At 56.8% G+C, this 24773-nt stretch carries 18 protein-coding genes; 10 read left to right on the plus strand and 8 right to left on the minus strand.

The window, feature by feature from the left end:
- Nucleotides 1–77 precede the first annotated feature (77 nt).
- The 3 genes from F1379_RS12475 to F1379_RS12485 all read right to left on the minus strand — a co-directional run bounded on the left by F1379_RS12475 (nt 78) and on the right by F1379_RS12485 (nt 4492).
- Entirely contained in the window at nt 78–1460 is a 1383-nt protein-coding gene (locus F1379_RS12475) for an MATE family efflux transporter (RefSeq protein WP_150270019.1), read from the minus strand.
- Nucleotides 1461–1598: 138 nt separating this feature from the next.
- On the minus strand, nt 1599–1919 hold the full coding sequence (locus F1379_RS12480; RefSeq protein ID WP_150270022.1) for a cupin domain-containing protein: 321 nt from the start codon (nt 1917–1919) through the stop codon (nt 1599–1601).
- A gap of 23 nt (nt 1920–1942) precedes the next feature.
- Nucleotides 1943–4492 (minus strand): heparinase II/III domain-containing protein, encoded by a 2550-nt coding sequence (locus tag F1379_RS12485; RefSeq protein WP_162551142.1) that lies wholly within the window; start codon nt 4490–4492, stop codon nt 1943–1945.
- A 243-nt stretch (nt 4493–4735) separates the two neighbouring features.
- Here F1379_RS12485 and F1379_RS12490 point away from each other — a divergent pair, with 243 nt between their 5' ends.
- The 5 genes from F1379_RS12490 (at nt 4736) to F1379_RS12510 (ending at nt 11471) form a co-directional block, all read left to right on the plus strand.
- Nucleotides 4736–5632, plus strand: a complete 897-nt coding sequence (locus tag F1379_RS12490) for a carbohydrate ABC transporter permease (protein WP_150270026.1) — start codon at nt 4736–4738, stop codon at nt 5630–5632.
- An 18-nt stretch (nt 5633–5650) separates the two neighbouring features.
- A complete protein-coding gene (locus F1379_RS12495; protein ID WP_239004651.1) occupies nt 5651–6541 on the plus strand; it encodes a carbohydrate ABC transporter permease in 891 nt (296 codons plus the stop codon).
- Between the two features lie 51 nt (nt 6542–6592).
- Nucleotides 6593–8377, plus strand: coding sequence for a sensor histidine kinase (locus F1379_RS12500; protein WP_150270029.1), 1785 nt, complete (start codon nt 6593–6595; stop codon nt 8375–8377).
- On the plus strand, nt 8346–9989 hold the full coding sequence (locus F1379_RS12505) for a response regulator (protein ID WP_162551143.1): 1644 nt from the start codon (nt 8346–8348) through the stop codon (nt 9987–9989). Before F1379_RS12500 ends, F1379_RS12505 begins: the two co-directional genes overlap by 32 nt.
- 90 nt (nt 9990–10079) lie before the next feature.
- Nucleotides 10080–11471, plus strand: a complete 1392-nt coding sequence (locus tag F1379_RS12510) for an ABC transporter substrate-binding protein (RefSeq protein ID WP_150270033.1) — start codon at nt 10080–10082, stop codon at nt 11469–11471.
- A gap of 353 nt (nt 11472–11824) precedes the next feature.
- On the opposite strand, the gene pepT is transcribed toward F1379_RS12510, so the two are convergent.
- The 4 genes from pepT to F1379_RS12530 form a co-directional block, all read right to left on the minus strand.
- On the minus strand, nt 11825–13057 hold the full coding sequence (gene pepT / locus F1379_RS12515) for a peptidase T (protein ID WP_150270035.1): 1233 nt from the start codon (nt 13055–13057) through the stop codon (nt 11825–11827).
- A gap of 111 nt (nt 13058–13168) precedes the next feature.
- On the minus strand, nt 13169–13864 hold the full coding sequence (locus tag F1379_RS12520) for a class D sortase (RefSeq protein WP_150270037.1): 696 nt from the start codon (nt 13862–13864) through the stop codon (nt 13169–13171).
- A gap of 26 nt (nt 13865–13890) precedes the next feature.
- Nucleotides 13891–14943: a hypothetical protein gene (locus F1379_RS12525; protein ID WP_150270039.1), complete on the minus strand. Its 1053-nt coding sequence runs from the start codon at nt 14941–14943 to the stop codon at nt 13891–13893.
- Between the two features lie 458 nt (nt 14944–15401).
- A complete protein-coding gene (locus F1379_RS12530; protein ID WP_150270041.1) occupies nt 15402–16415 on the minus strand; it encodes an LLM class flavin-dependent oxidoreductase in 1014 nt (337 codons plus the stop codon).
- A gap of 280 nt (nt 16416–16695) precedes the next feature.
- Here F1379_RS12530 and F1379_RS12535 point away from each other — a divergent pair, with 280 nt between their 5' ends.
- The 5 genes from F1379_RS12535 (at nt 16696) to F1379_RS12555 (ending at nt 24202) form a co-directional block, all read left to right on the plus strand.
- On the plus strand, nt 16696–17703 hold the full coding sequence (locus tag F1379_RS12535; protein WP_150270043.1) for a LacI family DNA-binding transcriptional regulator: 1008 nt from the start codon (nt 16696–16698) through the stop codon (nt 17701–17703).
- A gap of 349 nt (nt 17704–18052) precedes the next feature.
- Nucleotides 18053–19483 carry an ABC transporter substrate-binding protein gene (locus F1379_RS12540; RefSeq protein WP_150270045.1) on the plus strand — a complete coding sequence of 477 codons (1431 nt, stop codon included), beginning with the start codon at nt 18053–18055 and terminating at the stop codon, nt 19481–19483.
- 108 nt (nt 19484–19591) lie between these two features.
- Nucleotides 19592–20707, plus strand: a complete 1116-nt coding sequence (locus tag F1379_RS12545) for a carbohydrate ABC transporter permease (protein WP_150270047.1) — start codon at nt 19592–19594, stop codon at nt 20705–20707.
- Complete coding sequence (locus F1379_RS12550; protein WP_150270049.1) at nt 20707–21795, plus strand: carbohydrate ABC transporter permease; 1089 nt, start codon at nt 20707–20709, stop codon at nt 21793–21795. Before F1379_RS12545 ends, F1379_RS12550 begins: the two co-directional genes overlap by 1 nt.
- Nucleotides 21796–21847: 52 nt before the next feature.
- The gene (locus F1379_RS12555; RefSeq protein ID WP_150270051.1) at nt 21848–24202 is read left to right on the plus strand and encodes a glycoside hydrolase family 65 protein; all 2355 of its coding nucleotides are present in this window, start codon (nt 21848–21850) and stop codon (nt 24200–24202) included.
- Between the two features lie 194 nt (nt 24203–24396).
- Here the strand turns inward: F1379_RS12555 and F1379_RS29755 are convergent, their stop codons facing one another.
- Complete coding sequence (locus F1379_RS29755) at nt 24397–24573, minus strand: hypothetical protein (RefSeq protein ID WP_162551144.1); 177 nt, start codon at nt 24571–24573, stop codon at nt 24397–24399.
- Nucleotides 24574–24773 lie beyond the last annotated feature (200 nt).

The following is a 24773-nucleotide window of genomic DNA, read 5'->3' on the forward strand; positions in this document are numbered from 1 at the left end:
AACCGGTACTATTATATATAAAGACAAGCGTCCCGTCTGGTCGATAAGACCTTGACGGGACGCTTGTTTATACAGAATCAATGCGCCGCTGCAGCGGCAGCCGGGGCCGGCTGCGGTGCCTCGTGCTGGATCAGACCGTGCTTCTCCCAGGCCCGGCTCTTCCAGCGGAAGTACATGATAATCGCCCGGACCCACTCGTCCGCAGCGGTGGCCAGCCACACGCCGGCCAGGCCGAGATCGAGCTTGAACACGAGCAGATAGCCCAGCGGCAGGCTCATGCACACCATGGAGATGAGGCCCATGTATACCGGGAACTTGGCATCGCCCGAAGCGCGGAGCGAGTTGATGATGACCAGGTTGCAGGTACGGCCGGTCTCCAGGAAGAAGCTCAGCAGCAGGACCGAGGCCCCCATGGCAATAATCTGTGTATTATCCGTGAAGAGACCGAACAGGGGCTCGCGGACAAGAATGATGACGATATCGATCACCACTGTGACCAGCAGCGCCCACTTGGCACTGGCAAATACACGGCGGTAAGCCTCTTCCGTCCGGCGCGCTCCGACCAGATGGCCGACGATGATCGAGGTGCCCATGGATACGGCCACGCTGAACAGATAGATGTAGTTGGAGATATTCACAGCGTATTGGCGGGTAGCCATTGCTTCGGCGCCCAGGTACGTAATGTACATCGTAAATACGAGCTGGCAGGATTGATACGTAATAGACTCGAAGGCGGACGGGATGCCGATTTTAAAAATTTGCCGCACATATATCTTGGACAGGTTGGTGTAGTAGCTCCATTTGACCTTGACGTCCATAATCCGGTACAGCAGCAGGAAGAACAGAATGAGACAGATGAACCGGCTGGCGACGGTGGAAATGGCAGCGCCCTGCACACCCAGCGCTGGAATTCCGAAGTGTCCGTAAATCAGCAGATAATTGCCGATGACATGGATGATGTTCATCAGCAGGGAGACCAGCATCGTCTGCTTGGTGAAGCCGTACGTGCGGATCGTTGTCGCCAGGGCATTTATCAGTGCCTGCAGAAATATCCCCCCGCCGACAATCTGAATATAGACTTTGGCATGTTCAAGAATGTCGCCTTTGACATTCAGCGCGGACAGCAGATGGCCGCCGAAGAGCAGCAGCACGATGCTGAGCACGACGCCTACCGCCAGATTCAGCGTCACGGCGTTGCCGGTGACCTGTGCGGCTTCCTGTGGTTTCTTCGAGCCCAGATACTGCGAGACGACGATCGCTGCGCCATTCCCGATTACACTGAGCACCAGAATGGCCATGGCGACAATCTGGTTCGCCGCCCCTACTCCCGACACGGCATCATCCGATACCGAGCTGATCATGAATGTATCGACACTGCCCATAAGCATAAACAGAAACAGCTCGAGGAAGATCGGCCAGGTCAGCTTAATCAGGCTAAATTGTTGTTTCGTTTGTTCCATCGTGCACCCTCTTAACGTGATCGCTCTGCAGCGTTAATTTCAAACCAAGAGTATGGTAGCACAGCTTTCATGAAAATGCAGTATTTTCGCGAAAATAATGAAATAATTTCTGACTGGTTACAATCCGGCAGTCTGGTCCTACCGCTTCAGCAAATCCTCGCGGATCGGCGTAAATACATCCAACAGCGCCGAGTTCTCTTCCAGCGCAGTCACGCCATGCTTGGCATTGCGCGGGATGGCAATGCTGCCGCCGGCTTCCAGCGCATACGCCTTGCCGTCAATGCGGAAGGTGAAGCTGCCGCGCAGGCAGTAGCTCATCTGCTCATGCGGATGGCTGTGCTCATAGCCCTCGGCGCCCTTCTCGAAATGAACCTCCATCATCATCAGACTGTCTGCGGCATTCAGAATGCAGCGCTTCACACCCGGCTCCGCCGGTTCCCATACTCCCAGATTGCTCATTGTAATTCCTCCAGTACTGAATTTTAGATTGCCATGAAGACCTGCATTGCGCCTGCCGGGAGGAGATATTCCCCTCCAGCCGGGGCCATTCCGTTACCGCCGATAAGCGGTCCAGGCATTCCGCCGCCGGGAACCCGAATCCGGGCGGCCAGGCCGCTGCTATTGAGCGCGAATGTCAGCCTCGCCCCGTCATGGCGGGTCACTTCATATAAACGTACTCCTTCCGGCAGCGGACCGCAATCGGCCGCCTCCATGGATAACGGCTGATGGCCGTCGCGGCGGGGCTGAAGCAGCACGACATAATCACTCCCGGCCGGAGCGTGGATGCCAAAGTGCTGCTGCACGCCCAGCGGATAGCCTCCGGCCACCGCGCCTTCTCCGGCAGTAACGACGGGCGCCGCCGGTTCGGCGATCTGAACACCGAGCCGCATTCCGCCAAGACAAGCGGCTTCGATCTTCCGGCCGTCGATAACGGCCCCCGTACTGAGCGTATGCAGGTTCCATACGCTGTCCGCCCCGCCGCGAATCCGGTCCCAGATCAGGTAGACGTCAAAGCCCGCCCTGACGAAGAGGAAATGCCGTTCATACTCCTGCGCCCCTGCATCGGGGATCCGGCTGCATACATAGTCGGCTTGCTCCGAGAAGAAGACCCCCCGGCAGTCGCTCTGCAGCGGTCCGTCGCGGAACCCGCCCTCTGCACCGGCGAACTGCACTACATTGTGAGCGCCGCCGGATACATACCAGTGCCGGTCCCCGTTATAATAGCCGCCCGTTCCGGCGTCCAGGGTGACAGGTACACCTTCTGCCCAGATGGAGAAATGCCCTTCATCATGATGGGCATGATAGGTCAGCGGCGACGCCTCATAAATTGCGTAATGTCCCTGCTCCGGCGCTGCCGCTTCGCGGAAGATGACATACCCGATGCCGGGATAATGCACAGAGCCCCGGTCCGGCTGAACCTCTTGAAGCTCCGGCTGCGGATACAGCAGCGCCGCCAGCGGGAACGGGTAAGCTCCGTTGTCCCTCACCGGTGACCCGGCGCGTCTCCAGGCCCAGCTCATTTCTCCGGCGAGCTGCGGATCTTCCTCCGCGTAGAAGGGGGCGGCATAGCCAAGCAGCCGGAACCATTGCTCCTGGACATTGGCGTCGCCCACCGCCGGCGTGAGCAGCCGAGGTGCGCCGTCCGGGCTGCGCTGCAGGACATCCGGAACGGTGGAGGTACCGATCAGGAAGCGGTACATGGCCTTCACCTTGTCATGCGCGAAATAGTCGATGCCCTTGAGACGGTTCAACAGGACGAAGAAGAGGAAGTAGCGGTGGAGCACCGCGCCGTGATACCGCAGGTTCTCCGGCCAGGCGCCGTCCGCATCCACGACCTCCCGCAGCTGCCAGTTCAAGGCGGACAGCGCGTGTTCGAGCAACTCCCCGGACCGGACCTCTTGCGGGAAGAGCAGCGCATATACCCCGAGACCGGTAGCCCGGTCCGCGTTCCAGTTGCTGCGCTTGCCGCCTTTCTCGTCCGGCCAGATGTCCGCATCGAACCGGTAATACCGCGTGTCCATCATGATTCCGGCGATGCGCCGGAAGTGTTCGTGCAGCTCTTCCTGCTCTGCGGAAGAGAAGACGCCGGAGCTGGCAATCTGGTCATAAATGACCGAGGTGACGGCCAGCCCCCGCCCGATATGCACCGCACCGTACGTGTCGTCGTCATGCCAGCCGTCCCTGCGGAAGATCTCCATGCCCTGCAGCATGTCCTTCAGCATGTAGATCAGCTTCCGGGCGGCCCTGGCGGCATACTCCGGCTCCTGCTCTACCATGAACAGGTTGGCGTCGGCCCCCGCCGCCTCCAGCAGATACGACCAGTTGGTCAGCGTCGGCCGGTTGAAGGGCTTGCTCTGCAGAGCCTGCCCCAGCACCTGCTCCGCAGCATCCAGGAAGATGACTTCCGCGCAGACGCCGCCGGACAGGGGGGCCCCAAGACTCAGCGCCGTCTGTACGCTGTAATGCTCGCCTGGGCGAACCGGGACCGCCTCATTATAACGGAGGACGGTCGAACACAGCGGTCCGGGGTTCAGGACGAAGATGCAGCGGGGATCAGAGGCCCCGCGGGCGTCCGCAGCAGTATTGACGCCAGAGGCAACAAGCGCCTCCTGCCCCGGTGCCATCGCTTCGAGGCAGACCCGGCTGCCTGCACCCGGCTCGGTGTGCCAGCCCTCAAGGCCGGCGGTGAAGCTGCCGTTCTCCAGCTTCACCGGCAGTCCGAGCTGGGAGTGGTGGAAGGTGAGTCCGCCAATCCGGGCCTCGCCGCTGCCCTGCACCAGCACGGCCAGCCGGACAATGGCGGCCTCCGGCGGCGTACGGAAGACAAACGGCTCGACCCGGTAAGCTCCGAGCTGGTCTAGCCCGGCGGCGGCCTCTCTGGCGGCGAATTGCGCCGACAATTGCCGCTGGCGTTCGAGCTCTTTTGTGATCAAAGGAGTATCGGCAATTCGTGTCTGTAATGCAGCAAGCTGCTCCTGTGTGCAGCAGCCGAACGGACGAGATACGGTTCCGCTGCCGTGTGCTGTGTTCATCGGCTGTCCAAGCCCCCTCATGATAAGAATGCCTTCGTATGCTTTCTTCCATTAGTATAGGCCTGCTGGAACCGGAGGCGGGATGGATAATCACAGGCAACGGAGGGGACAAAGCGACTGAAATGATGAACGAAAAAGTGAATTTCTCCCCCCAACCACAGTCGCTTTCCCCCTAACCGCTTCGTCCGCAGCGAACTATCATTGAAGTATAGAGCTAGAGAACAATGACAGGAGGAACAACACATGAATCAAGCGAAACGGCAGATCAATGCCTGGACCTTCGTCGCTCCCAGTCTGATCCTGACCCTGATCTTCGGGGTGTACCCAATCTTTTGGGCTTTAAAGTACATGTTCTACGATTACCAGGGCTTTGGTGAGCCGCTGTACATCGGCCTCGACAATTTCGAGCGTCTGTTCCGGGATAAGGAGTTCTGGCACTCCGTGGTCAATACCTTCATCTATGCCGGAGGCAAGCTGCTGATTACGCTGCCCCTCTCCTTCATTCTGGCCGTAATTCTGAACCGTGCCCTGAAGGGCCGCCAGCTGCTGCGGGCAATCTACTTCTTGCCTACCGTGATCAGCGCATCGGTCATGGCGATTGTGTTCTACGTTATTTTTAATTCCTACAACGGGATGGTCAACCAGCTGCTTGTCGGCTCGGGAATTGTATCCGCTCCCATTGACTGGCTGGGGCCGAAATACGCACTTCTGACGGCGATTATTATCGCGATTTGGGGCGCGGTGGGTAACTACATGCTGCTCTTCATCGCAGGTCTGCAGAATATCCCCGAGGATCTGTACGAAGCGGCTTCTCTGGACGGCGCCGGTCCGCTGCGCAAGATGTGGAGCATTACCGTGCCGATGCTGGGCCCCGTGCTGCAGATGATTATTATGCTGGCTATCACGGTGTCGCTGAAGGGCTACGAGAGCATCATGGTGCTGACCGAAGGCGGACCTTACGGCAAGACGGAAGTCATGTATCTCTACCTCTATAAGCTGTTCTTCCCGGTATCCAGCGGCGGTACGAGCATCCAGCAGTTCGGCTACGGCAGTGCGGTTGGCTTTGCCACAGCAGTGATTGTCGGTCTGATTACCCTCATTTACTTCTATGTTTCCAAGAAACTGAATGATATTTACTAAAAGAGAGGAGAATGACCAATGAGTACCTTGCATGCGGCGGCACCCCAGACTGCAGAGCAGACTGCCCGTTCTGTCAAAAGCAAAAAGCTGCTGTCCCGGACGCTGCTGTGGCTGTTCCTGCTGCTGGTGGCCGCCTTCGCCCTGTTTCCGATTATCCTGGCCTTCTTCGGGTCGCTGAAGACCAATCTGGAGCTGACCACCGGCACCACGATGCTTCCGAAGGAATGGAAGTTCAGTAACTATCTTCAGGCCTGGAATACGGCAAACTTCGCCCGCTTTACCTGGAATAGCGTATTCATCAGCGTCTTCACGACGGTTGGCACCCTGCTAATAGGCACCATGGCGGCTTATGCGGTCGCCCGGGTCAATTTCATCGGCAAGAAGCTGTATGTCACGATCCAGTCCTGTACCTTGTTCATCTCCATCGGTGCGGTGGTGCTGCGGCCGCAATTCGATCTTATGGTCGGTCTGGGTCTGCAAAAATCGCTCTGGGGCGTCATCATCATCCTGATCAGCGCCCATGCTACCGCGTTCTTCATGCTGATCGGTTTCGTCCGCGCGGTTCCGCGCGAGCTGGACGAGGCTGCATTTATTGACGGCTGTAACTTCTATAGCGTATACTTTCGTGTTATCTTGCCGCTGCTGACGCCCGCTCTCGGGGTTACCGCCCTCTGGACCTTCCGCGGCGCCTGGAACGAATATATCCTGCCGCTGGTCTTCACGATGACGCAGCCTGCGCTGCAGACGCTGACCGTTGGCCTGGCCGGTCTCAAATACGGCATCGGCGATGCGGCGCAGCCGCAGCTGATGCTGGCCGGTGCCTGTCTGTCCATGCTGCCGATGATTGTTGTCTACATCTTCGCCAACAAGTCCTTCATGCAGATGACGGCCGGTTCCGTGAAGGGCTAAAGGCAGGAGAGGCGGGCTTCCCGGCGGCTATCACTCCGGAGGTGTTACACCATGTTGAAGGCCTGGATTTACCGGACCTCCCTGAAGCAGAGAATCTGGGTCTCGTTCGCTGCGCTTACCGTTCTCTGTATCGCGGTCACCGGCCTCTGCGCATACGGCATTGCGGCACGGGCGATGGAGCGCAATTCCACCAACCTGAACCGCAGTGTACTCGTCCAGTCGGTCAATGTGCTCGACCAGAAGCTGAAGCAGATTATCGTCGCTTCATCCACCATGATGCTCAGCGAAACCTACAAGCAGGCGATGCGCGATATCTCGGCACATAATACCGAGCGGTTCTTCGCCAATTTCTCGCTGATGCAGGGGCCGTTCACCCAGGCCCAGCTGACGGAGAATTCCATCGACTCGATGCTGATTACGACACCGGACGGCGATTTCTACCCGACCGGGGGCCTGCGCCGGACCGGAGTGTCCTTTCTGGAAACCTCGCTCTATGAGCGGATTCGAAACAACCCGGAATCCAACTGGGTGGAGAGCCACCCGGATGAACTGTTTGCCGGCGGGCGTCAGGTCATCTCCCTGCTGCTGCAGCCGCTTACCGAGAACTATGTGCCGGATGTCTTCCTTGCGGTCAACGTCAATGAAGACATTCTGGAGGACGCGGTCAGCGGCGGAGCGAGTCTCGGCTCCGCGCAGTTTCTGCTGATCAATAAGGCGGGAGCCAGCGTCTTCGGCGATGAGAATCGCCCGGCGTGGAGCCGTTCGCCGGATTTTCTGGACAAGCTGCGCGAGGAAGCTGGCGGCAATTTCGAATACAGCGCCGCCGGAGCGGGGCCAATGCTGATCAGCTATGCCGAATCGCGGTTTGCCGGCGACTGGCTGCTGGTCAGCTACCAGTCGAAGAAGGAGCTGCTGCAGCCTGTCCGCAGCATCCAGTGGCTGGTGCTCGCCATCATGGCCGTATGCATCGGCATGGCGCTGCTGGTCGCGAAGTATTTGTCCAACCTGCTGCTGGGCCCGTTGCTCAAGCTGCATAAGACGATGGCCAGAGTGGAGCAGGAGGACCTGTCGGCCCGCTTCCAAAGTCCGTTCCAGGACGAAATCGGCGAGGCGGGGCGTAAATTCAACCAGATGCTGGACCGGATCGGCGAGCTGATTGTGGAAGTCAAAGAGACGGAGAACGAGAAACGGAAGGCGGAGATCAAGGCGCTGCAGGCGCAGATTGATCCGCATTTTTTATATAACACCTTGAATACAATCTTCTGGAAATGCGAAATGGACGAGTATGAGGACGCCAAGGAGATGGTGATCTCGCTGTCGGCCCTGTTCCGGCTGGGCCTGAACAACGGGCGGGAGATTACGACGCTGGGCCAGGAGCTGGAGCATGTGCGCCAGTATCTGAATCTGCAGCAGCAGTGCTATGAGGGCTTGTTCGACTATACCATCACCTCCCCGCCGGAGCTGCAGACACTCCCTGTTCTTAAGATTCTGCTGCAGCCGCTGGTCGAGAACTCCATCCTTCACGGTCTGAAAGAGAAGCGCAGGGGCGGCTTGATCCGCATTGCCGCTCTGGAAGAGGAGGGAAAGCTGCTCATCCGTGTCAGCGACAACGGAGCCGGTGTGGATGCGGACCGGCTGAATGCGCGGTTGAAGGAATCGGGCGGCAGCGGCGGGTATGCATTGTCCAATATCTGCAGCCGGCTGCAGCTGTATTATGGCCGGGAGGCCAGCTTGTCCTTCCGCAGCGAGCCGTTTGTTGAAACTGAAGCAACGCTATCAATTCCTATGGAAGGCGGAATGCAGCATGAATCCATCCATCAAGATATGCATCGTTGATGATATTCCGGCGGTGGTCCGGGGTTTAAGCACCCGGATTGCCTGGGAGGAGCACGGGATCACCGTAGCCGCCACGGCAGCGGACGGCAAGGAGGGCCTGGCCCAAATCCGCAGGCACCGCCCCGACATCGTGCTGACCGATATCCGGATGCCGTTCATGGACGGGCTCGAAATGATGCGGACCATACAGGCGGAGATCCCGGGCATCAAGCTGATCTTTCTTACCGGGTATTCTGATTTCGCCTATGCCCAGGAGGCGATCAAGCTGGGTGCCTTTGACCTGATCGTCAAGCCGTTCACCAAATGCCAGGTGCTGGAGACCGTGCTGAAGGCCAAGGAGATGCTGGAGCGTGAGCGCAGCCAGGCCGAGCAGATGCGGGGGATGGAGCAGAAGCTGCGGGAGAGCCTGCCCTATCTGCGCCAGGAATATATGCGTCTGCTGATCCGTTACGGGACCCGGCAGCAGCGTCAGGCGCAGCAATGGGATTTCTACGGCATCCGTATGGAAAGCCGCCATTTCTGCGTTATGGTGGCGGAGATTGATTTCTTTGCCGAGCGCACCGCAGCCCTGACTGTCCATGAAGTGGAACTGATCCGCTTTGCGGTGCAAAATATTCTGGAGGAGACGGTGTTCGCCTTCACCCAGGGCATTGTATTCCGCGAGAACGTGAGCCAGTTCGTCATTGTCATGAATCCGCCGGCGGAGCTGGATGCGGAGCAGCTGGCGGAGCGGTGCCGGGAGAACGTCTCCCGGCACTCGTATCAGACGGTATCCATCGGTCTCGGCGGCGAAGTAGAGGAGACCGGGCAGCTTGCCGTCTCCTATGCGCAGGCGTTGTCGGCGCTTGCCCGCACCTTCCTGAGCGGTGGCAATAGCGTGTACCGCCATGCGGAGGAACGGAGCGCCCAGGAGGCTATGCCGCGCTACTCCTATGACAGGGAGAAGGAACTGCTCTACTGCCTCCGTTCGGCTAATCTGGCCAAGGCGGAGGAGCAGCTGGAGGGGATCTGGAACGAGTGGATGACCCCTCCGTTCCTGCCCGATCCGGCCATCATCAAGACGCTGTGCCTGGAGCTGGCGCATTCGGTACACCGGGTATTTACGGAGAAGGCCCCGGATGCCGAGGTCAAGGCGCTGGAGCAGAAGCTGGCGGGAATGAACCAGGCGGCCTCCTTCGGGGAGCTGCGCCGCCAGATCCGCGAGTTCTGCCGTGAGGGCTGCCGCTATGTGCAGGCCCGCCAGTCCAGTGAGACGCGTGTACTGGTTGAGCAGGCGATTGCCTATATCAACACCCGTCTGCACGAGAATCTCTCGGTGGCCGATTGTGCGCGCCATGTGCATCTCAGTCCCAGCTATTTCTCCAATCTGTTCAAGAAAGAGACGGGCATGACGCTGACCCAGTACATCATCGGGAGAAGAATGGACAAGGCCAAGGAGCTGGTGCTGGAAGGCATGCAGGTCCAGGATATCGCGACTTCTCTGGGTTATGAGGACCGTCCCTATTTTACTGAATTGTTCAAAAGAACCACCGGCATGACGCCGACCGATTTCCGCGCCAAGTATGCTTCAGCCCTGGAGAGGGTAAACAGTGATTTCCCCTCCCCTCAATAGTTGTTTTCTCCTTCACTCCGGTCCGCCGCAGGAAATTATAATTTCCATAAGAAATGAATGCGATTACAAACATCAAAGGGAGGCATCATCATGATTAAGAAGCAATGGCTGCTGGCTGGAACCTCATTACTGCTGGCCGGTTCCCTGGCCGCCTGTTCATCGGCGGACGAGAATACGGAAGCAAACGGAGAAACGGCTGCCGCATCCGGGCAGACCAAGCTGGTATACTGGAGCATTGACCGCCATGACTCGGATTTCATCGAGCAGAAGATCAGTGAATATGAAGGTCTTCACCCTGAAATCGATATTGAGCTGAAGGTGATGGCCGAGAATTACGCGCAGTCGGTGGATATCGCATTCTCCAGCAAGCAGGCGCCGGATATCCTCCGGGTGGACACGGGAAATGTGCCTACCTGGGTGAAGAAGGGCTATCTGGAATCATTCGATAGTTATATGTCGGAGGAAATGAAGAGCCGGTTCGAGAATGTGCTGATCAATGAAAAGAACACGGTGGAGGGCAAAGTCTATACCCTGCCGAATATCGGGCAATTCTGGCGGCTGATCTACAACGTCGATCTGTTCGAGCAGGCCGGTATTACCGAGCCGCCGACCACTCTGGCAGAGATGGTGGAGGACGCGAAGAAAATTACAGAAGCCGGCAAGAGCAGCGGCGCCTACGGCTTCGCCGGCAACTTCAAGAGCTCCAGCGGCTTTGAGCGGATCGCTTATCCGATCACTACACTGAGCAAGAACACAGGTACAGAAGGGTTCGATTTCCAGACCGGCCAATTCGACTTCGGCATGTATAAGGAAGTAGCGGAAGCGCTGCGCCAGATCGAACAGGACGGCAGCATGCTGCCGGGTTCGGAATCGCTGGATATCGATCCGTTGCGTGCGCAGTTCGCCCAGGGCAAGATCGGCATGTATTTCAACCACTCGGTGGAACCGAGCGTCTATAAAACCCAGTTCCCGACGGAAGTCCGCTGGGCAGCCGCGCTGCCGCCGACCATCGACGGCACGCAGAACGGGGCCAGCCAGGTTATCGCCGGCAGCTACCTGGCGATGAGCAAGGACTCCGAGCACAAGGAAGAGGCCTGGAAGTTCATTGAATGGCTGTACAGCGATGAGGTGCAGGTAGCTTATCAGGAGGGCGGCTACGGCGTCTCGGTAATCCCGTCGGTAGCAGCGGTGGCGAAGGCGCCGGATATCCCGGGCATCGAGCATTTCCTGCCGACTTCCTATGACGGCATCTACCCGGCAACGCCGATCGTCATCACCGAGGGCCGTCTGGAGGGCATGAAGAAGGTCGACGTCTTCAACCGATACATCTTTGGCGGCGGCGATCTGGACAAGGAGCTGGAGGATTTGAACGCCCGCTATAATGCGGCGCTGGAGAAGGCGAAGGCCGCAGGCGACACGACAATCGAAGCGCAGCCGGATTTCGATGCCGGAGCACTGCAGAAATCACTGGCCGATAAATAAACGGCTTGTTCAGGAAAAAAAAGACCGCAGCGATCCTATTTGGGTGCTGCGGTCTTTTTGATGCTCGGTGCAGGTTGCTGCCTTGTTGCTAACTGCTGTCTCGGTGCCAACTGCTGCCTCGGTGCCAAATCTGGGCCGCTTGCGGACCCAGAGGAAGCTTAAGGTACTGTCCTGCTGTTCGTTAGGTGAGCTGGGTTTGTGGATTATGGTCAATTTTTCGCCTACAATAGGATTGATTAGCCGGACTGTGCTGTTGGTCGGCCTGTACACGGGATAGGGATCTAGATGCGGACTTCCCCAGACTTACTCGCAAATAGATGGTGCATAGCTACAATATTGATGCGGTCAAGGTACTAGGCTTTCTGCTCGAACAGCTTGGCAATTTCAACGATTACCTGCACCGCCTGCAGCATTACATCGACAGAGGCGTATTCGAATTTACCGTGGAAATTCTCGCCGCCGGTAAAAATATTCGGCGTAGGCATGCCCATATACGACAGCTGTGAGCCGTCTGTCCCCCCGCGAATCGGGCGGATTACCGGGGCGATGCCCAGATTCTCCATCGCTTCATGGGCGATGTCGACGATATGGCGCACCGGCTCGATTTTTTCGCGCATATTGTAATACTGGTCCCGCAGCTCAAGCACGATCCTGTCTTCGCCGTAAGTCGATTTGAACTCGTCAGCGATGGTGGCGATCAGGGCCTTGCGGTTCTCGAATTGTGTCCGGTCAAAGTCACGGATAATATACTGCAAGGTGCTGAGCTCGGCTGAGCCCTGCATGGAGGCGAGATGGAAGAAGCCTTCGTAGCCCTCCGTAAATTCCGGTGCTTCGCCGGCGGGCAGACGCAGATGAAAGGCCATGGCGATTTTGGCCGAATTGATCATTTTGCCTTTGGCCGTGCCGGGATGGACGTTGACGCCTTTGAAGGTGATTTTGGCGGCGGCGGCGTTGAAGCTCTCGTACTCCAGCTCTCCAAGCGGACCGCCGTCTACGGTATATGCATAGGAGGCGCCAAACTTGGCGACGTCAAATTTATGCGGTCCCCGGCCGATTTCTTCGTCCGGCGTAAAGGCGACACGTATCTTGCCATGCTTGATTTCCGGATGGGCCAGCAAATAGGCCATAGCCGTCATAATTTCGGCGATGCCCGCTTTGTTGTCCGCACCGAGCAGCGTGGTGCCGTCTGTGGTAATCAGCGTATGCCCCTGGTAATGGCTCAGTTCCGGGAAGCTTGCCGGTGTCAGAACCACATTCAGCGCCTCATTCAGTACAATATCCTTGCCATCATAGTTCTCGATCACCCGCGGCTTCACATCCTTGCCCGTGAAATCGGTGGCAGTGTCCAGATGCGCCAGGAAGCCGATGGTCGGAACCTCCTTGTCAGTATTGGCAGGCAGGGTCGCCATGACATAAGCATGCTCGTCCACCGTAACTTCCGTCAGACCCAGCTCCTGCAGTTCTTGCACCAGTTTATGGGCCAGCTCCAACTGTCCCGGGGTGGATGGGCAGGTGTCGCTGTCCTCATTCGATTGGGTATCCATAGTGGCGTATGAAATAAAACGCCCGATCAGCTCGTCCTTCAAATCCGGTCAGCTCCTTTGTTCAAATCAGATGTTCTCACTATATACTATCACTTTATATTATCACTTTCTGCACCGGGACTCATCCTGCCCGTGCTGCAAGAAATCTGCTCATTAACGTACAGCCAGCGGCTCCGCACGGACGAGGGACGCCGATAACAGATAACGGTCGGGGGCGGGGCCGACATAACCAAAGGGATAGCAGGTGATCAGTGTAAGGATCGGCTCATCGCTGTGCTTAATGGCTCCGCGTGCCTTATCATCCACAATGATGCTGCCGGTTACCTCATAAATGAATTTGCCATCGGCGGTTTCGGCCTCAATCCGGTCCCCGACCACAAGCTCGCCAAGACCACGGAAGACGGTGTCGCGGTGTCCGGCCAGCACACTGTTGCCGCTTGCGCCGATTGCCGCGCTGCCTTCATAGTGTCCGGCGCCCTTTTTGAGCTGTGTTTTTCCCGTACCCGCCAGAATAGCTACCCTTTTACCCAGCTTTGGAAAATAAATCTCCCCGATCACCTCACCCTCTGCATATTCTGCTTGGCCGCTGATTGCGGCAGGTGAAGCTTCCGGGCCGGCCGGATCTGCTACTTCTGCTGAATCGGCCATTTCGGCTGTCAGTGGAATTTCTTCTTCGGCGTGCACAGGTACGGCTGCGGCTTCCTCCCTCTTTTTTGCCCATTCATTCAGTGCCTGCAGGGCCTCTGCCGGCGCCTTGAAGACCTGAATGGCCGAGTACACCAGCACAGACAAAGAGAGTATGAGAATCAGCTTCACGGCAAGGGCCAGGCCGGAATGCTTCTTCTGCATACTCTCTCCTCCAGACGGTTAATCCGTTATTTCTTGGTCTTTAGTTTGCGTAGTGCGACAATGCTGAGTACGGCGACGATCAGGCTGACGGCGATCAGGTTATACCATGGACCGGCAGTGTCCGGCAGGTCTCCGTCCTCTTCCGGACCGGCGAGCGGAAGTTCATCCTCCTCCAGAGCAATCTCCGGATCAGGCGAAGGCGTAGCACCCGTATTCACGGCCCCGTCATTGGAAGTATCCGGTGAAGGTGTAGCTTCCTCTCCGCCGCCCAGTGGAACAGGGTCATCCCCAATGGTTACTTCTGTGGCGGCTGGTGAAGCAGTTGCGGGCGGTGTCGGTGAAGCTGTCTGGCCCGGCGTGCTTACCGGCGGGCTGGTAGGAGCGGTCGCCGTAGCTGTCGGTGCCGTTGTCGGCGATGCCGTTGGCGTAGCACTCACCTCAGGCGTACTGGAAGCAGTCGCCGTCGGCGTAGCACTCACCTCAGGTGTACTGGAAGCAGTCGCCGTCGGTGTAGCACTCACCTCAGGTGTACTGGAAGCAGTCGCGGTCGGCGTTGCACTCACCTCAGGCGTAGCAGTCGCGGTCGGCGATGCTGACGGCCCGGCGGTCGGGTCCGGCACCGCAGAAGCGGAGAAGTCGAAGACGATGCTCGCCGCCTTCCCTTGATACTCATTTCCCGCTTCCTTGGGGAAAATGACGTCCATGCGGATTTTTTCTTGTCCGCCCCCGGGCAGGCTGCCGATCGCGACCCGGCCCTCTGCGTCGCTCATGGCGCCGGAGTAGAGGATTACTCCCTCTTTTTCAAGCGTCATCTGCAGAATATTGAATAAATCCAAGCTTCCGGACTGATATTTGAAGTCTACATAATAGGTGAATTTCTCATTACCATCATTAATGACAGTGTACTCCGAAGTCATCTCATCACCCGGCTGCATATTATCCATCACCGCTTGGCTTGCCGTATGCGAGTTGACCTTCAGTTTAATCGTATCTTCCGCGCTTACCCCTCCGGCATGCCACACGACACCGGCTAGAATGATCAGAATATAGGCCCCGATAAAAACCGAGTGGTATTTCATCCTCACGTTCTCCGCTCCTTTCGTCTGGAGGCATCTGCACCTGCGCCTCCGCATCCGGCGACACTTTTCCACTCTATTCGGGCAAATTCTGCTGATGCCGTCGAAATAGGTGGTATCTTGAAGGACTACTAAATCGGCGCCCGGGTTGACGGAGCAGAGAAGCTGGAGCGCACAATATATGTATGTTCGTTATAACGAATAAGTTCAGTATAATCAAAATTCTAAATAAAGAGAAGTGCTGTGTGATGCTAATTATGCTTGAAATAACACATTAACCCTTAGTATTAGTATGTTATCGCGTTTTCACTTCTTGCTGCTTCGTTTTTCTTTACATATCTTTGTTTGTGGTGATTCTTATAACGAACGAATGCTTGTCTATCACGTTAAAAAAGCAAGGGACAGCCAAGAGCGGTATACACCGTCTCTCAAGACTGTCCCTTGCTTGCCGCTCTTTGCGGTTAGTTGGTTCTGAAGACCTCCGCCACAAGCTCATATGAGCGCAGTCGCGCGGAATGGTCATACATCTGCGAAGCGATAATAAACTCGTCAGCATCCGTTTCCTCGGCAATCCGCAGCAGACGCTCCTTGAGCGAGGATGAATCCCCTGCGATGGAATATTGCTGCTTATCCAGCAGGAGCGCCTTCTCCTGTGGAGACCAGATGCCTTCCATACTGTCTACCGGAGGCTGCAGCTTACCAGTACGGCCGCGGATGATATTCAGAAATTGCTGCTGCTGGGAAGTGGCCAGATAGCGAGCTTGTTCCGCGGTATCAGCTGCGGTAATACCGAGCCCTACCATGACATGCGGCTTATCCAGTACAGCCGAGGGCTTGAAGCCGGTGCGGTAGAGATGCAGTGCAGGCAGCAGATAGTCCGGCGCGAAATGGCTGGCAAAAGCGAACGGCAATCCGAGCTGGGCTGCCAGCTGGGCGCTGAAGCCGCTGGAGCCCAGCAGCCAGATCGGCACGTTCAGGCCCTCCCCGGGAAAAGCGCGTACGCCGAGCGGCCGCGAACCCGCGCCGTCAGGATCAAAGAACGCGCGCAGCTCGCTGAGCTGCTCGGGGAATTCGTTGCCGGTGGTGCCAAGCCCGCGCCGCAGTGCTCTGGCCGTAGCCTGGTCCGAGCCGGGCGCCCGGCCGAGGCCCAGATCGATCCGGCCGGGATACAGTGACTCCAGCGTGCCGAATTGCTCGGCAATCACCAGCGGAGCGTGGTTCGGCAGCATAATGCCGCCGGAACCGACGCGGATGCTGCGGGTCCCGGCTGCGACATGCCCGATGACAACCGATGTAGCGGAGCTGGCGATGCCCGGCATATTATGATGCTCGGCCAGCCAGAAGCGGCGGTAGCCCCAATCTTCGGCATGGCGGGCCAGGTCCAGTGTGTTATTTAAAGAATCCGCGGCTGTGCCGCCCTCCACGATGGGTGACAGGTCCAGCACGGAAATAGGTATATCCTTCAATTGCTTCACCAAAATTACCTCCCTGCTTCGGAATATGCAATACTTAGCAGTATTTGCAATGGAGATTGAAACTACCCGGTAATTATAACATGAAATAATATTATTTACACACTTTAAGTAAGTTGTAATCACTTCGGAGAGAGGCGTACAACGAGTGGACAGACCAGAAAATAAACTGCGGACAGGCACATCAAAAAAAAAATGTAAGCGGTACCAAAAAGCTCTTGTCAACCGTTGGGCCCCTTGCTATAATCCCTTTGAAAAGCTTTTCTCAAAGGAAGTTGCTGCAATGAAGCCTACGATTAGAGATGTCGCCAAGCTGGCAGGAGTATCCATCAGCACGGTGTCCAGAGTCATGAATGCGCCGCATACGGTAGTCGAGGATAAGCGTGCCCGTGTTATGGAGGCTATTGCGCAGCTGCGCTATCAGCCCAACGGTTTCGCCAGAGGCCTGATTTACAAGAAGTCTTACACGCTGGGCCTGCTGATTCCCGATATTGAGAATCTGTATTTCTCCGGTGTCATCCGGGGAATGCAGGATGCCTGCATTAAGCTGGGCTACAGTCTGATGATCTGCAATACCGACCGCGATAAGGAACGCCTGCTGTCATATATCGATGCTTTTCACGAAAAGCAGGTGGACGGTATTGTATTTGCCAGCGACGTGCTGTACCCGGAGTACTATGAGAAGTTGATCGGATGCCGGATTCCATTCGTGCTGGTATCTTCGCATTCCGATGAATTCGATGTGCCCTCCGTGGAGGTGGACGATGAGCAGGCTGCATACGATGCGGTCAAGTTCCTGATCGAGCTCGGGCACCGGGAGATTGGCATGATCGGCTTCAACCATGACAACTCCGTAGCGGGACCGCCCCGGTATGAGGGATTCGTGCGAGCGCTGACGGAAGCGGGACTTGTGCGCAATATTTCGAAGGCACGCTTTGCCAACCACCGGTTTGAGCATGCCTATCAAGCGGCGCATGAACTGTTCGGAGCCTACCCGGAGCTTACCGCCGTATTCTGTGTGGCCGATGAATTCGCAATGGGCACGATCTCGTATTTGAAGGACCGCGGTATTATGGTTCCGGGGCAAGTATCGGTAATCGGCTTCGATAATTTGCGGATGGCGGGTATGTTTATTCCCAAGCTGACTACGATTGCCCAGCCCATTTACCAGTTAGGCTACCGGGCGGCGGAGAAGCTGCATGAGCTGTTAACCACCGGCGCAGTGGCTGTAACCAAAGAAAAGCTGGATCATAAGCTGATTGTAAGAGAATCCTCAAGGGAGAGGGCATAAATTCGCCTGCACAATCATCCGGGCGGCTGCGGAAATCCGGAGAAATCCCCACTATTCTGAAAAGCTTTTCACAGTGAAATGCAAGGTCAGCTCTGCAGCCGGCAGGTTGAAAGAGGCAGCAAAAAAGATTTGAAAATTGCAGCTAAAGAGTATTGGAAACGTTTGAACACTATGGTAATATGGAAATGTAAGCGCTATACAACCTCATAATTCCTGCCTTCGTTTTTTGAATACAACCCATCCTTTTCTCTGAAAAGCTTTGCAAGGAGGTGACGACTGCCAGTTCGGATTCATCCGAGGTCAAGCGGAAGAGCAATCTCTAAATCATTCAAAGGGGATGTATGAAAAGATGAAAAAAGCTCCTGGACGCAAGCTGTCTCTGGCCATGACGCTGGGCTTATCCTTTACTCTGCTGCTTAGTGCCTGCGGCGGCAACGGCAATGGCAACAACAACGCGGCTCCTACCGACCCTCCGGCAGCAACCAACACCCAAAATTCAGGTAACAACGCAGAACCGACAAACAACGGTGGAACCGAGACCGCCGACTCTCCGCTGGCGGCAGCGATGAACGGCGATTATAAAGGCACCAAAGTCTCCATGTTCGGCCCGTTCGTGGACGCCGACCAGGTGAAGTTCGAGAGCAGCATCAAGGAGTTTGAAGAGAAGACAGGCATCGACATCCAATATGAAGGCTCCAAAGAGTTCGAAGCCACCATCAACGTCCGCGTAGACGGCGGCAATGCCCCGGATATCGCTGACTTCCCGCAGCCCGGCCTGCTCGCTTCCATTGCCAAGACCGGCAAGGTCATTGATCTGACCGGCGTGCTGGACCAGGAGAAGCTGAAGGCCAACTATAATCAGAGCTGGCTGGATATGTCCATGATGGACGGCAAGGACGGCAAGATTATGGCCGGGATCTGGAACCGCAGCAATGTGAAGAGCCTGGTATGGTATCCGAAGAAGCAGTTTGAGGAAGCCGGATATACCGTACCGCAGACCTGGGATGAGCTGATGGCGCTGACTGAGCAGATCGCCAAGGACGGCGACCCGGCCTGGACCATCGGCATTGAGAGCGGAGCGGCCACCGGCTGGCCGGCTACCGACTGGGTGGAGAACATCATGCTGCGGACCACAACGCCTGAGAATTATGATAAGTGGGTCAGCGGCGAGCTGCCGTTTACTTCGCCTGAAGTGAAGAATGCCGTGGAGATTATGTCGAAGATCTGGCTGAACGAGGACTATGTATACGGCGGCACCAAATCCATTGTGACGACCGCATTCGGCGATGCGCCGAAGCCGATGTTCGATAACCCGCCGAAGGCCTGGTTCAATATGCTCGGTAACTTCATCACCAGCTTCTTCCCGGAAACGGCCAAGGTCGACGAAGACTATGACTGGTTCTATCTGCCGCCGATTGATGAGCAGTACGGTAAGCCGGTATTGGTTGCAGGCGATATTTACGCGATGTTCAACGACCGGCCGGAGGTCCGTGCCGTGATGGAATTCTTCACCACCGGCGAATCGATCAAGAACTGGGTGCAATCCGGCGGAGTCATCGCGCCGATGAACGATGCTTCACTGGACTGGTATACCTCCGAATCCGACAAACGGATGGCGCAGCTCGTGCAGGATGCTTCGACGCTCCGCTTCGACGGCTCTGACCTGATGCCCGGCAGTGTGGGCGCCGGCACCTTCTGGAGAGGCATGACCGACTATATCAGCGGTACGGCTACGCTCGATGATGCACTGAAACAGATTCAGGAGGGCTGGAATAATTAACGGTTAGCCAGGTAAAGCAAGAGTGGAAGAAGAGGGACAGCGGGCATACGAATCGTTCTGTCCCTCTTCTTGTATGCTCGCGAGCTGTTTCAATTAGGAGGTACTGATATGGAGACTCAACTGAAGCGTAGCCCGGGAACCGGAGATCCGCAGACAAGGCAGAGAATCAGCGCGGGAGCGGTGCTGCTCTCCCTGCTGGTCTTGCTTGGCAACATTGCGGTCAACGGGGCGATCTTTGTATTCTTCCGCGATTCCACTCTGAATCCGCTGATAACGGCAGTGCTGGCTGTGCTGTGGGGTGTGCTCGGCATCTACCTGATTTACTATACGCTTAACTGGGCGGCCGAGCGGTATCCGGAGCGCCTCCGGCGGCGTATTCTGCCTTTTATCTTCGTCGGGCCGGCGGTGCTGCTGCTGGGCTGGCTGCTGGTGCTGCCTGCGCTGCGGACACTGTACTTAAGCTTCTTCAACGCTTCCTCGGAGAAATTCGTCGGGCTGGCCAATTATGCGGCGATATTCAGCGACCGGCTCATGGGCACGGCCCTGCGCAACAACCTGCTCTGGGTATTCGTGGGAACGCTGGCTTGCGTCGCCCTCGGCCTGCTGATTGCCATTCTGGCCGACCGCAGCAGCTTTGAGAAGCTCGCCAAATCCATTATCTTCATGCCGATGGCCATCTCCTTCGTCGCCGCCGGCGTCATCTGGAAATTCGTATACTACTATCAGCCGGGCACCGAGCAGATCGGCCTGCTCAATGCGATCGTCACCGCCTTCGGCGGGGAGCCGCAGGCCTGGACCAGCATGCTGCAGCCGTGGAACAACTTTTTCCTCATTCTTATTCTCATCTGGATGCAGACCGGGTTCGCGATGGTCATCTTCTCCGCAGCCATCAAAGGGGTGCCCGAGGATATTCTGGAGGCGGCGCGCGTAGACGGGGCGGGGGAGATCAAGACCTTTTTCCGCATTATGATTCCTTATATCTCCACCACCATATTGACAGTGACCACCACCATTATTGTCTTTACGCTGAAAATATTTGACGTCGTCATGGTGATGACGGGCGGTCAATACGATACGGAAGTCGTAGCCACGCAGTTCTACCGGCAGTTCTTTATGTACCGCAACTTCGGTTACGGCTCGACGCTGGCCATTGTGCTGCTGATTGCGGTAACCCCGGTAATTCTGATCAATCTGCGCCAGTTCCGCAAGCAGGGGGGATTCTGATGGTCAAGCGCAAACGGAAGCGCGGTAAGCTCGTTGTCAATCTGGTATTAGGGATTATTTGCTTCATCTGGCTGGTTCCGACGCTCGGGCTGTTCATCTCCTCCTTCCGACCGGCGGCAGATATACTGCAGAGCGGCTGGTGGAAGGTATTCCCCCATCAGGAATATACGGCGGGCGAGACACTGCAGCTCTCCAAGGAGGTGGATCTGCGCGGGCCGATTGAGGTGAACGGCAGGACCTACACCGATGAACAGCTGAAGGCCGGCGTAGAAGCGGACGGCAAGCAGCTGATCTGGGAGAACCGCCGGGCCCGTACCGTCAATGTCCAGGAGCAGGGCTGGAAGACCGTGCCTGACCTGACGATCGACAACTATAAGAATGTGTTATCCGGGAAGGAATACAAGCTGAAGGAAGCGGACGGCAGCGAAACGGTGCAGAAGGGCACGGGGCTGTCACAGGCATTCTGGAATACGCTGACGATTGCCGTTCCGGCAACAGTGATCCCTGTGCTGATCGCCTCTTTTGCCGCATACGCCTTCGCCTGGCTGCGCTTCCCGGGCCGTAAAATGCTGTTTGTCATGATCATCGCCATGCTGGTGATTCCGCTGCAGGTGGCGCTGATCCCGGTGCTTAAGGATTACACGGCGCTGGGACTGAACGGCAGCTACCTTGGCATCTGGCTGGCGCATACCGCCTTTGGGCTGCCGCTGGTGACCTACTTTATGTATAACTTTATCAGCCAGCTTCCGAAGGATCTGTTTGAATCGGCATTCATTGACGGAGCAAGCCATTTCACTATATTCAGCCGGCTTATTCTGCCGCTGTCTGTACCGGCATTGGCCTCGATTGGCATCTTCCAGTTCCTCTGGGTGTGGAATGATTATCTGGTCTCGCTGATCTTTATCGGCAACCAGCCGTCGGTACAGGTGATGTCCATGAAGATTGCCGATCTCGCCGGCTCGCGGGGCAATGACTGGCATCTGCTCACCTCCGCCGCCTTCATCTCGATGCTGATGCCGCTGGCGATCTTCTTCCTGCTGCAGAAGTATTTCGTGCGCGGGCTGATGGGCGGATCAGTCAAGGGCTGACGGTAAGCGGATAAGGATATGAGAACATAAGCGGACGGGAGGACTGCGCAAGATGACAATGAAACCATATGAACATCCTCCGGCGTTGTATCCATACGAGGAATGGAATCTGTCCGAGGATGCTTATGAAGACGAGCATAATCAGCGGAGCGAAAGCGTATTTGCCCTGGGCAACGGCTATATCGGCATGCGGGGGAATTTCGAGGAAGGTTACCATGGAACACTGGGCACCTCGGTTGCGGGCAATTATTTGAACGGCTTCCACGACTGGGAGCCGGTCCGTTATCCGGAAGGCGCCTACGGCTATCCGGACCGTAACTACGCGATGCTTAATGTAGCCGATGCGCGGATCATTGAGCTGGATATCGCGGGCCAGACATTTCATCTCGGGCACGGGACGATCCACCGCTACCGCCGATGGCTCGATATGCAGGGCGGTATGCTTCACCGCGAGGTAGACTGGGAGTCGCCCGCCGGCCACCGCGTGCGGCTGCGCATCCGGCGGATGGTCCCGCTGCGGCACAAGCATCTGGCGGTCATCGATTACGAAGTGACAGCCTTGAACTTCGGCGGTGCCCTGACTCTCCGTTCGGGGATTGACGGAGAGATTGTGAAGACAGCGGGCGGGGCTGACCCCCGCCTGGGCTCAGGCTCGGGAGAGCCGAGCCTGCTGCCGGAGGACGCTGGCTTCACGCCGCAGACAGGGACGCTGTGGCTGAAGCAGCGGACGCGCCGTACCGGCTTCGCGCTGCTGACGGCGGCGAGGCATGAGCTGCGCGCGTCTTCCGGCCAGCCGGCGGGATGGGAGCGGAATGGACAGAGACTGACCGCCAGCTTCAGCGTAATGCTGGAGCAGGGTGAAACGGCGGCGCTGACGAAGTACATCGCGTACCACACTTCCCAGGATGAGGCGGAGGAGTCGCTGCCGTCCCGCAGTTCTGCGGTGCTGGAGCAGGCGGCCTGCAGCGGGTTCGCACGGCTGGCCGCAGAGCAGAGGGTCTATCTGGACCTCTTCTGGGGCCGTGCCGATGTGGAGATATTCGGTGACCCTGCACTGCAGCAGGGGCTGCGCTTCAACGCCTTCCAGCTGCTGCAGTCCACAGGCAAGGACGGGCGGACCAATATCGCCGCGAAGGGTCTGACCGGCGAGGGCTATGAAGGGCATTATTTCTGGGATACGGAAATGTATATGCTCCCCTTTTTCATCTACAACAAGCCCGAAATTGCCCGGGCTTTGCTGGAGTTCCGTTATGTCACTCTTGGCAAAGCCCGTGAACGGGCAGCGGTAATGTCACAGCAAGGGGCGCTGTATCCGTGGCGCACCATCGGCGGCGAGGAGAACTCTGCCTACTTTCCGGCAGGAACCGCGCAGGCGCATATCAATGCCGATATCGCGTATGCGCTTAAGCAATATGTGCAGGCAACGGGTGATACGGGGTTTCTGGCAGCCAAGGGGGCGGAAGTGCTGTTCGAGACCACTCGCTTCTGGGCCGATCTGGGTTACTATAATCCGGCACGCGGCGGAGCCTTCTGTATAGATGCCGTTACGGGACCGGATGAGTACACGGCCATCGTCAATAACAATGCCTACACTAACCTGATGGTGCAGAACCAGCTGTATTATGCTGTGGAGACCGCAGAGCTCCTGCAGCAGGAGTACCCGGGAGACTACGAGCGGCTGCAGCGGGAGATTGCTCTGGGTGCAGAGGAAATATCGGCCTGGCGGGAAGCGGCTGAGCGCATGTACATTCCCTTTGACGAGAAGCTGGGCATTTATGCACAGGATGACACCTTTCTGAGTAAAAAGAAATGGGATTTCGCAGGCACACCTGCGGACAAATACCCGCTGCTCCTGCACTACCACCCGCTGGTGATCTACCGGCACCAGGTATTAAAGCAGGCCGATCTGGTGATGGCGCTGTTTCTGCTGGGCGAGCAATTCAGTATCGAGGACAAGAAGCGCAATTATGCGTACTATGAGCCGCTCACGACGCATGATTCCTCCCTCTCTCCCTGCATCCACAGCATCGTCTCCGCAGAGATCGGAGATCTCAGAGGCGCTTATGCCTATTTCGGGCACACGGTGCGGATGGATCTCGACGACATCAACCGCAATGCCAAGGACGGGCTGCATATGGCCGCCATGGCCGGCTCATGGATGTCCATCGTCAACGGCTTTGCAGGGATGCGGCAGAGCGGGGGCAAGCTCCGCTTTGCTCCGGCCCTTCCGGAAGAGTGGGCAGGCTACCGTTTCAAGGTTACATTCCGCGGCCGGCTTCTGGAGGTTGAAATTAACCGCAGTTCCGCTGTCTACACACTGCTGGAGGGTGAGGAGCTGGAGCTGCATCACCGGGACCGCCTGCTGAGGCTTGAACTTGCTGAACCGGTAACGGTTGCCCAGCCCTAAGGCGGGCTGACGGCGGAGCCGGTGGCTCCGGCCGGAGCGGCTGAAATACCCCGCCTTGCTTCCCGAGGGAGCTGGGCGGGGTGTTCCCGCTTCGTTGGAGATGAAGTGGTTTTATTATGTACGACTAAATTCGACACGCTTCATTGTTAAGCGCGCAATTTGTTGTTGCTCGCGGGTAATCGGTCTCTGGGCCATCATCCTCCGGCCATCAGGACAATCGAACCGGTGAGCGTCCAGAACATAGCTGCAAAGCATAACGAAGCAAGGATTCTTCTCCCCTCGGACATGCGCTCCGGCAAGAGCAGCAGCATAAACAGAAATGCAAGCGGAAAACTGAAATAAAGAGCAAAATATCCGATAATGACCTCCATTGTTCTCCCCCTCTAATTTCACAAAATAAAAATAACCACCAGACGTTTCCTTATTCTAACATATACGGCTGTTTTATATTTTCAGGTTTCCTCATATAATTGGGATAGGCCATTAGCGGTTCAGGGATATATTTTACAATGAATCTTATTTACTAATAACTTAATTAAGCTTATAAATAAATTAAATAGAAAACCCTGAA

Origin of the sequence: Paenibacillus tepidiphilus (assembly GCF_008635795.1) — a bacterium.
GTDB classification, from domain to species: Bacteria; Bacillota; Bacilli; order Paenibacillales; family Paenibacillaceae; genus Paenibacillus_AQ; species Paenibacillus_AQ tepidiphilus.

Bases quoted from the DNA above. Each gene is read 5' to 3' on its own strand.
- F1379_RS12475 (WP_150270019.1), bottom strand. From the start codon at position 1,460: ATGGAACAAACGAAACAACAATTTAGCCTGATTAAGCTGACCTGGCCG.
- F1379_RS12480 (WP_150270022.1), bottom strand. From the start codon at position 1,919: ATGAGCAATCTGGGAGTATGGGAACCGGCGGAGCCGGGTGTGAAGCGC.
- F1379_RS12485 (WP_162551142.1), bottom strand. From the start codon at position 4,492: ATGAACACAGCACACGGCAGCGGAACCGTATCTCGTCCGTTCGGCTGC.
- F1379_RS12490 (WP_150270026.1), top strand. From the start codon at position 4,736: ATGAATCAAGCGAAACGGCAGATCAATGCCTGGACCTTCGTCGCTCCC.
- F1379_RS12495 (WP_239004651.1), top strand. From the start codon at position 5,651: ATGAGTACCTTGCATGCGGCGGCACCCCAGACTGCAGAGCAGACTGCC.
- F1379_RS12500 (WP_150270029.1), top strand. From the start codon at position 6,593: ATGTTGAAGGCCTGGATTTACCGGACCTCCCTGAAGCAGAGAATCTGG.
- F1379_RS12505 (WP_162551143.1), top strand. From the start codon at position 8,346: ATGAATCCATCCATCAAGATATGCATCGTTGATGATATTCCGGCGGTG.
- F1379_RS12510 (WP_150270033.1), top strand. From the start codon at position 10,080: ATGATTAAGAAGCAATGGCTGCTGGCTGGAACCTCATTACTGCTGGCC.
- F1379_RS12520 (WP_150270037.1), bottom strand. From the start codon at position 13,864: ATGCAGAAGAAGCATTCCGGCCTGGCCCTTGCCGTGAAGCTGATTCTC.
- F1379_RS12525 (WP_150270039.1), bottom strand. From the start codon at position 14,943: ATGAAATACCACTCGGTTTTTATCGGGGCCTATATTCTGATCATTCTA.
- F1379_RS12535 (WP_150270043.1), top strand. From the start codon at position 16,696: ATGAAGCCTACGATTAGAGATGTCGCCAAGCTGGCAGGAGTATCCATC.
- F1379_RS12540 (WP_150270045.1), top strand. From the start codon at position 18,053: ATGAAAAAAGCTCCTGGACGCAAGCTGTCTCTGGCCATGACGCTGGGC.
- F1379_RS12545 (WP_150270047.1), top strand. From the start codon at position 19,592: ATGGAGACTCAACTGAAGCGTAGCCCGGGAACCGGAGATCCGCAGACA.
- F1379_RS12550 (WP_150270049.1), top strand. From the start codon at position 20,707: ATGGTCAAGCGCAAACGGAAGCGCGGTAAGCTCGTTGTCAATCTGGTA.
- F1379_RS12555 (WP_150270051.1), top strand. From the start codon at position 21,848: ATGACAATGAAACCATATGAACATCCTCCGGCGTTGTATCCATACGAG.
- F1379_RS29755 (WP_162551144.1), bottom strand. From the start codon at position 24,573: ATGGAGGTCATTATCGGATATTTTGCTCTTTATTTCAGTTTTCCGCTT.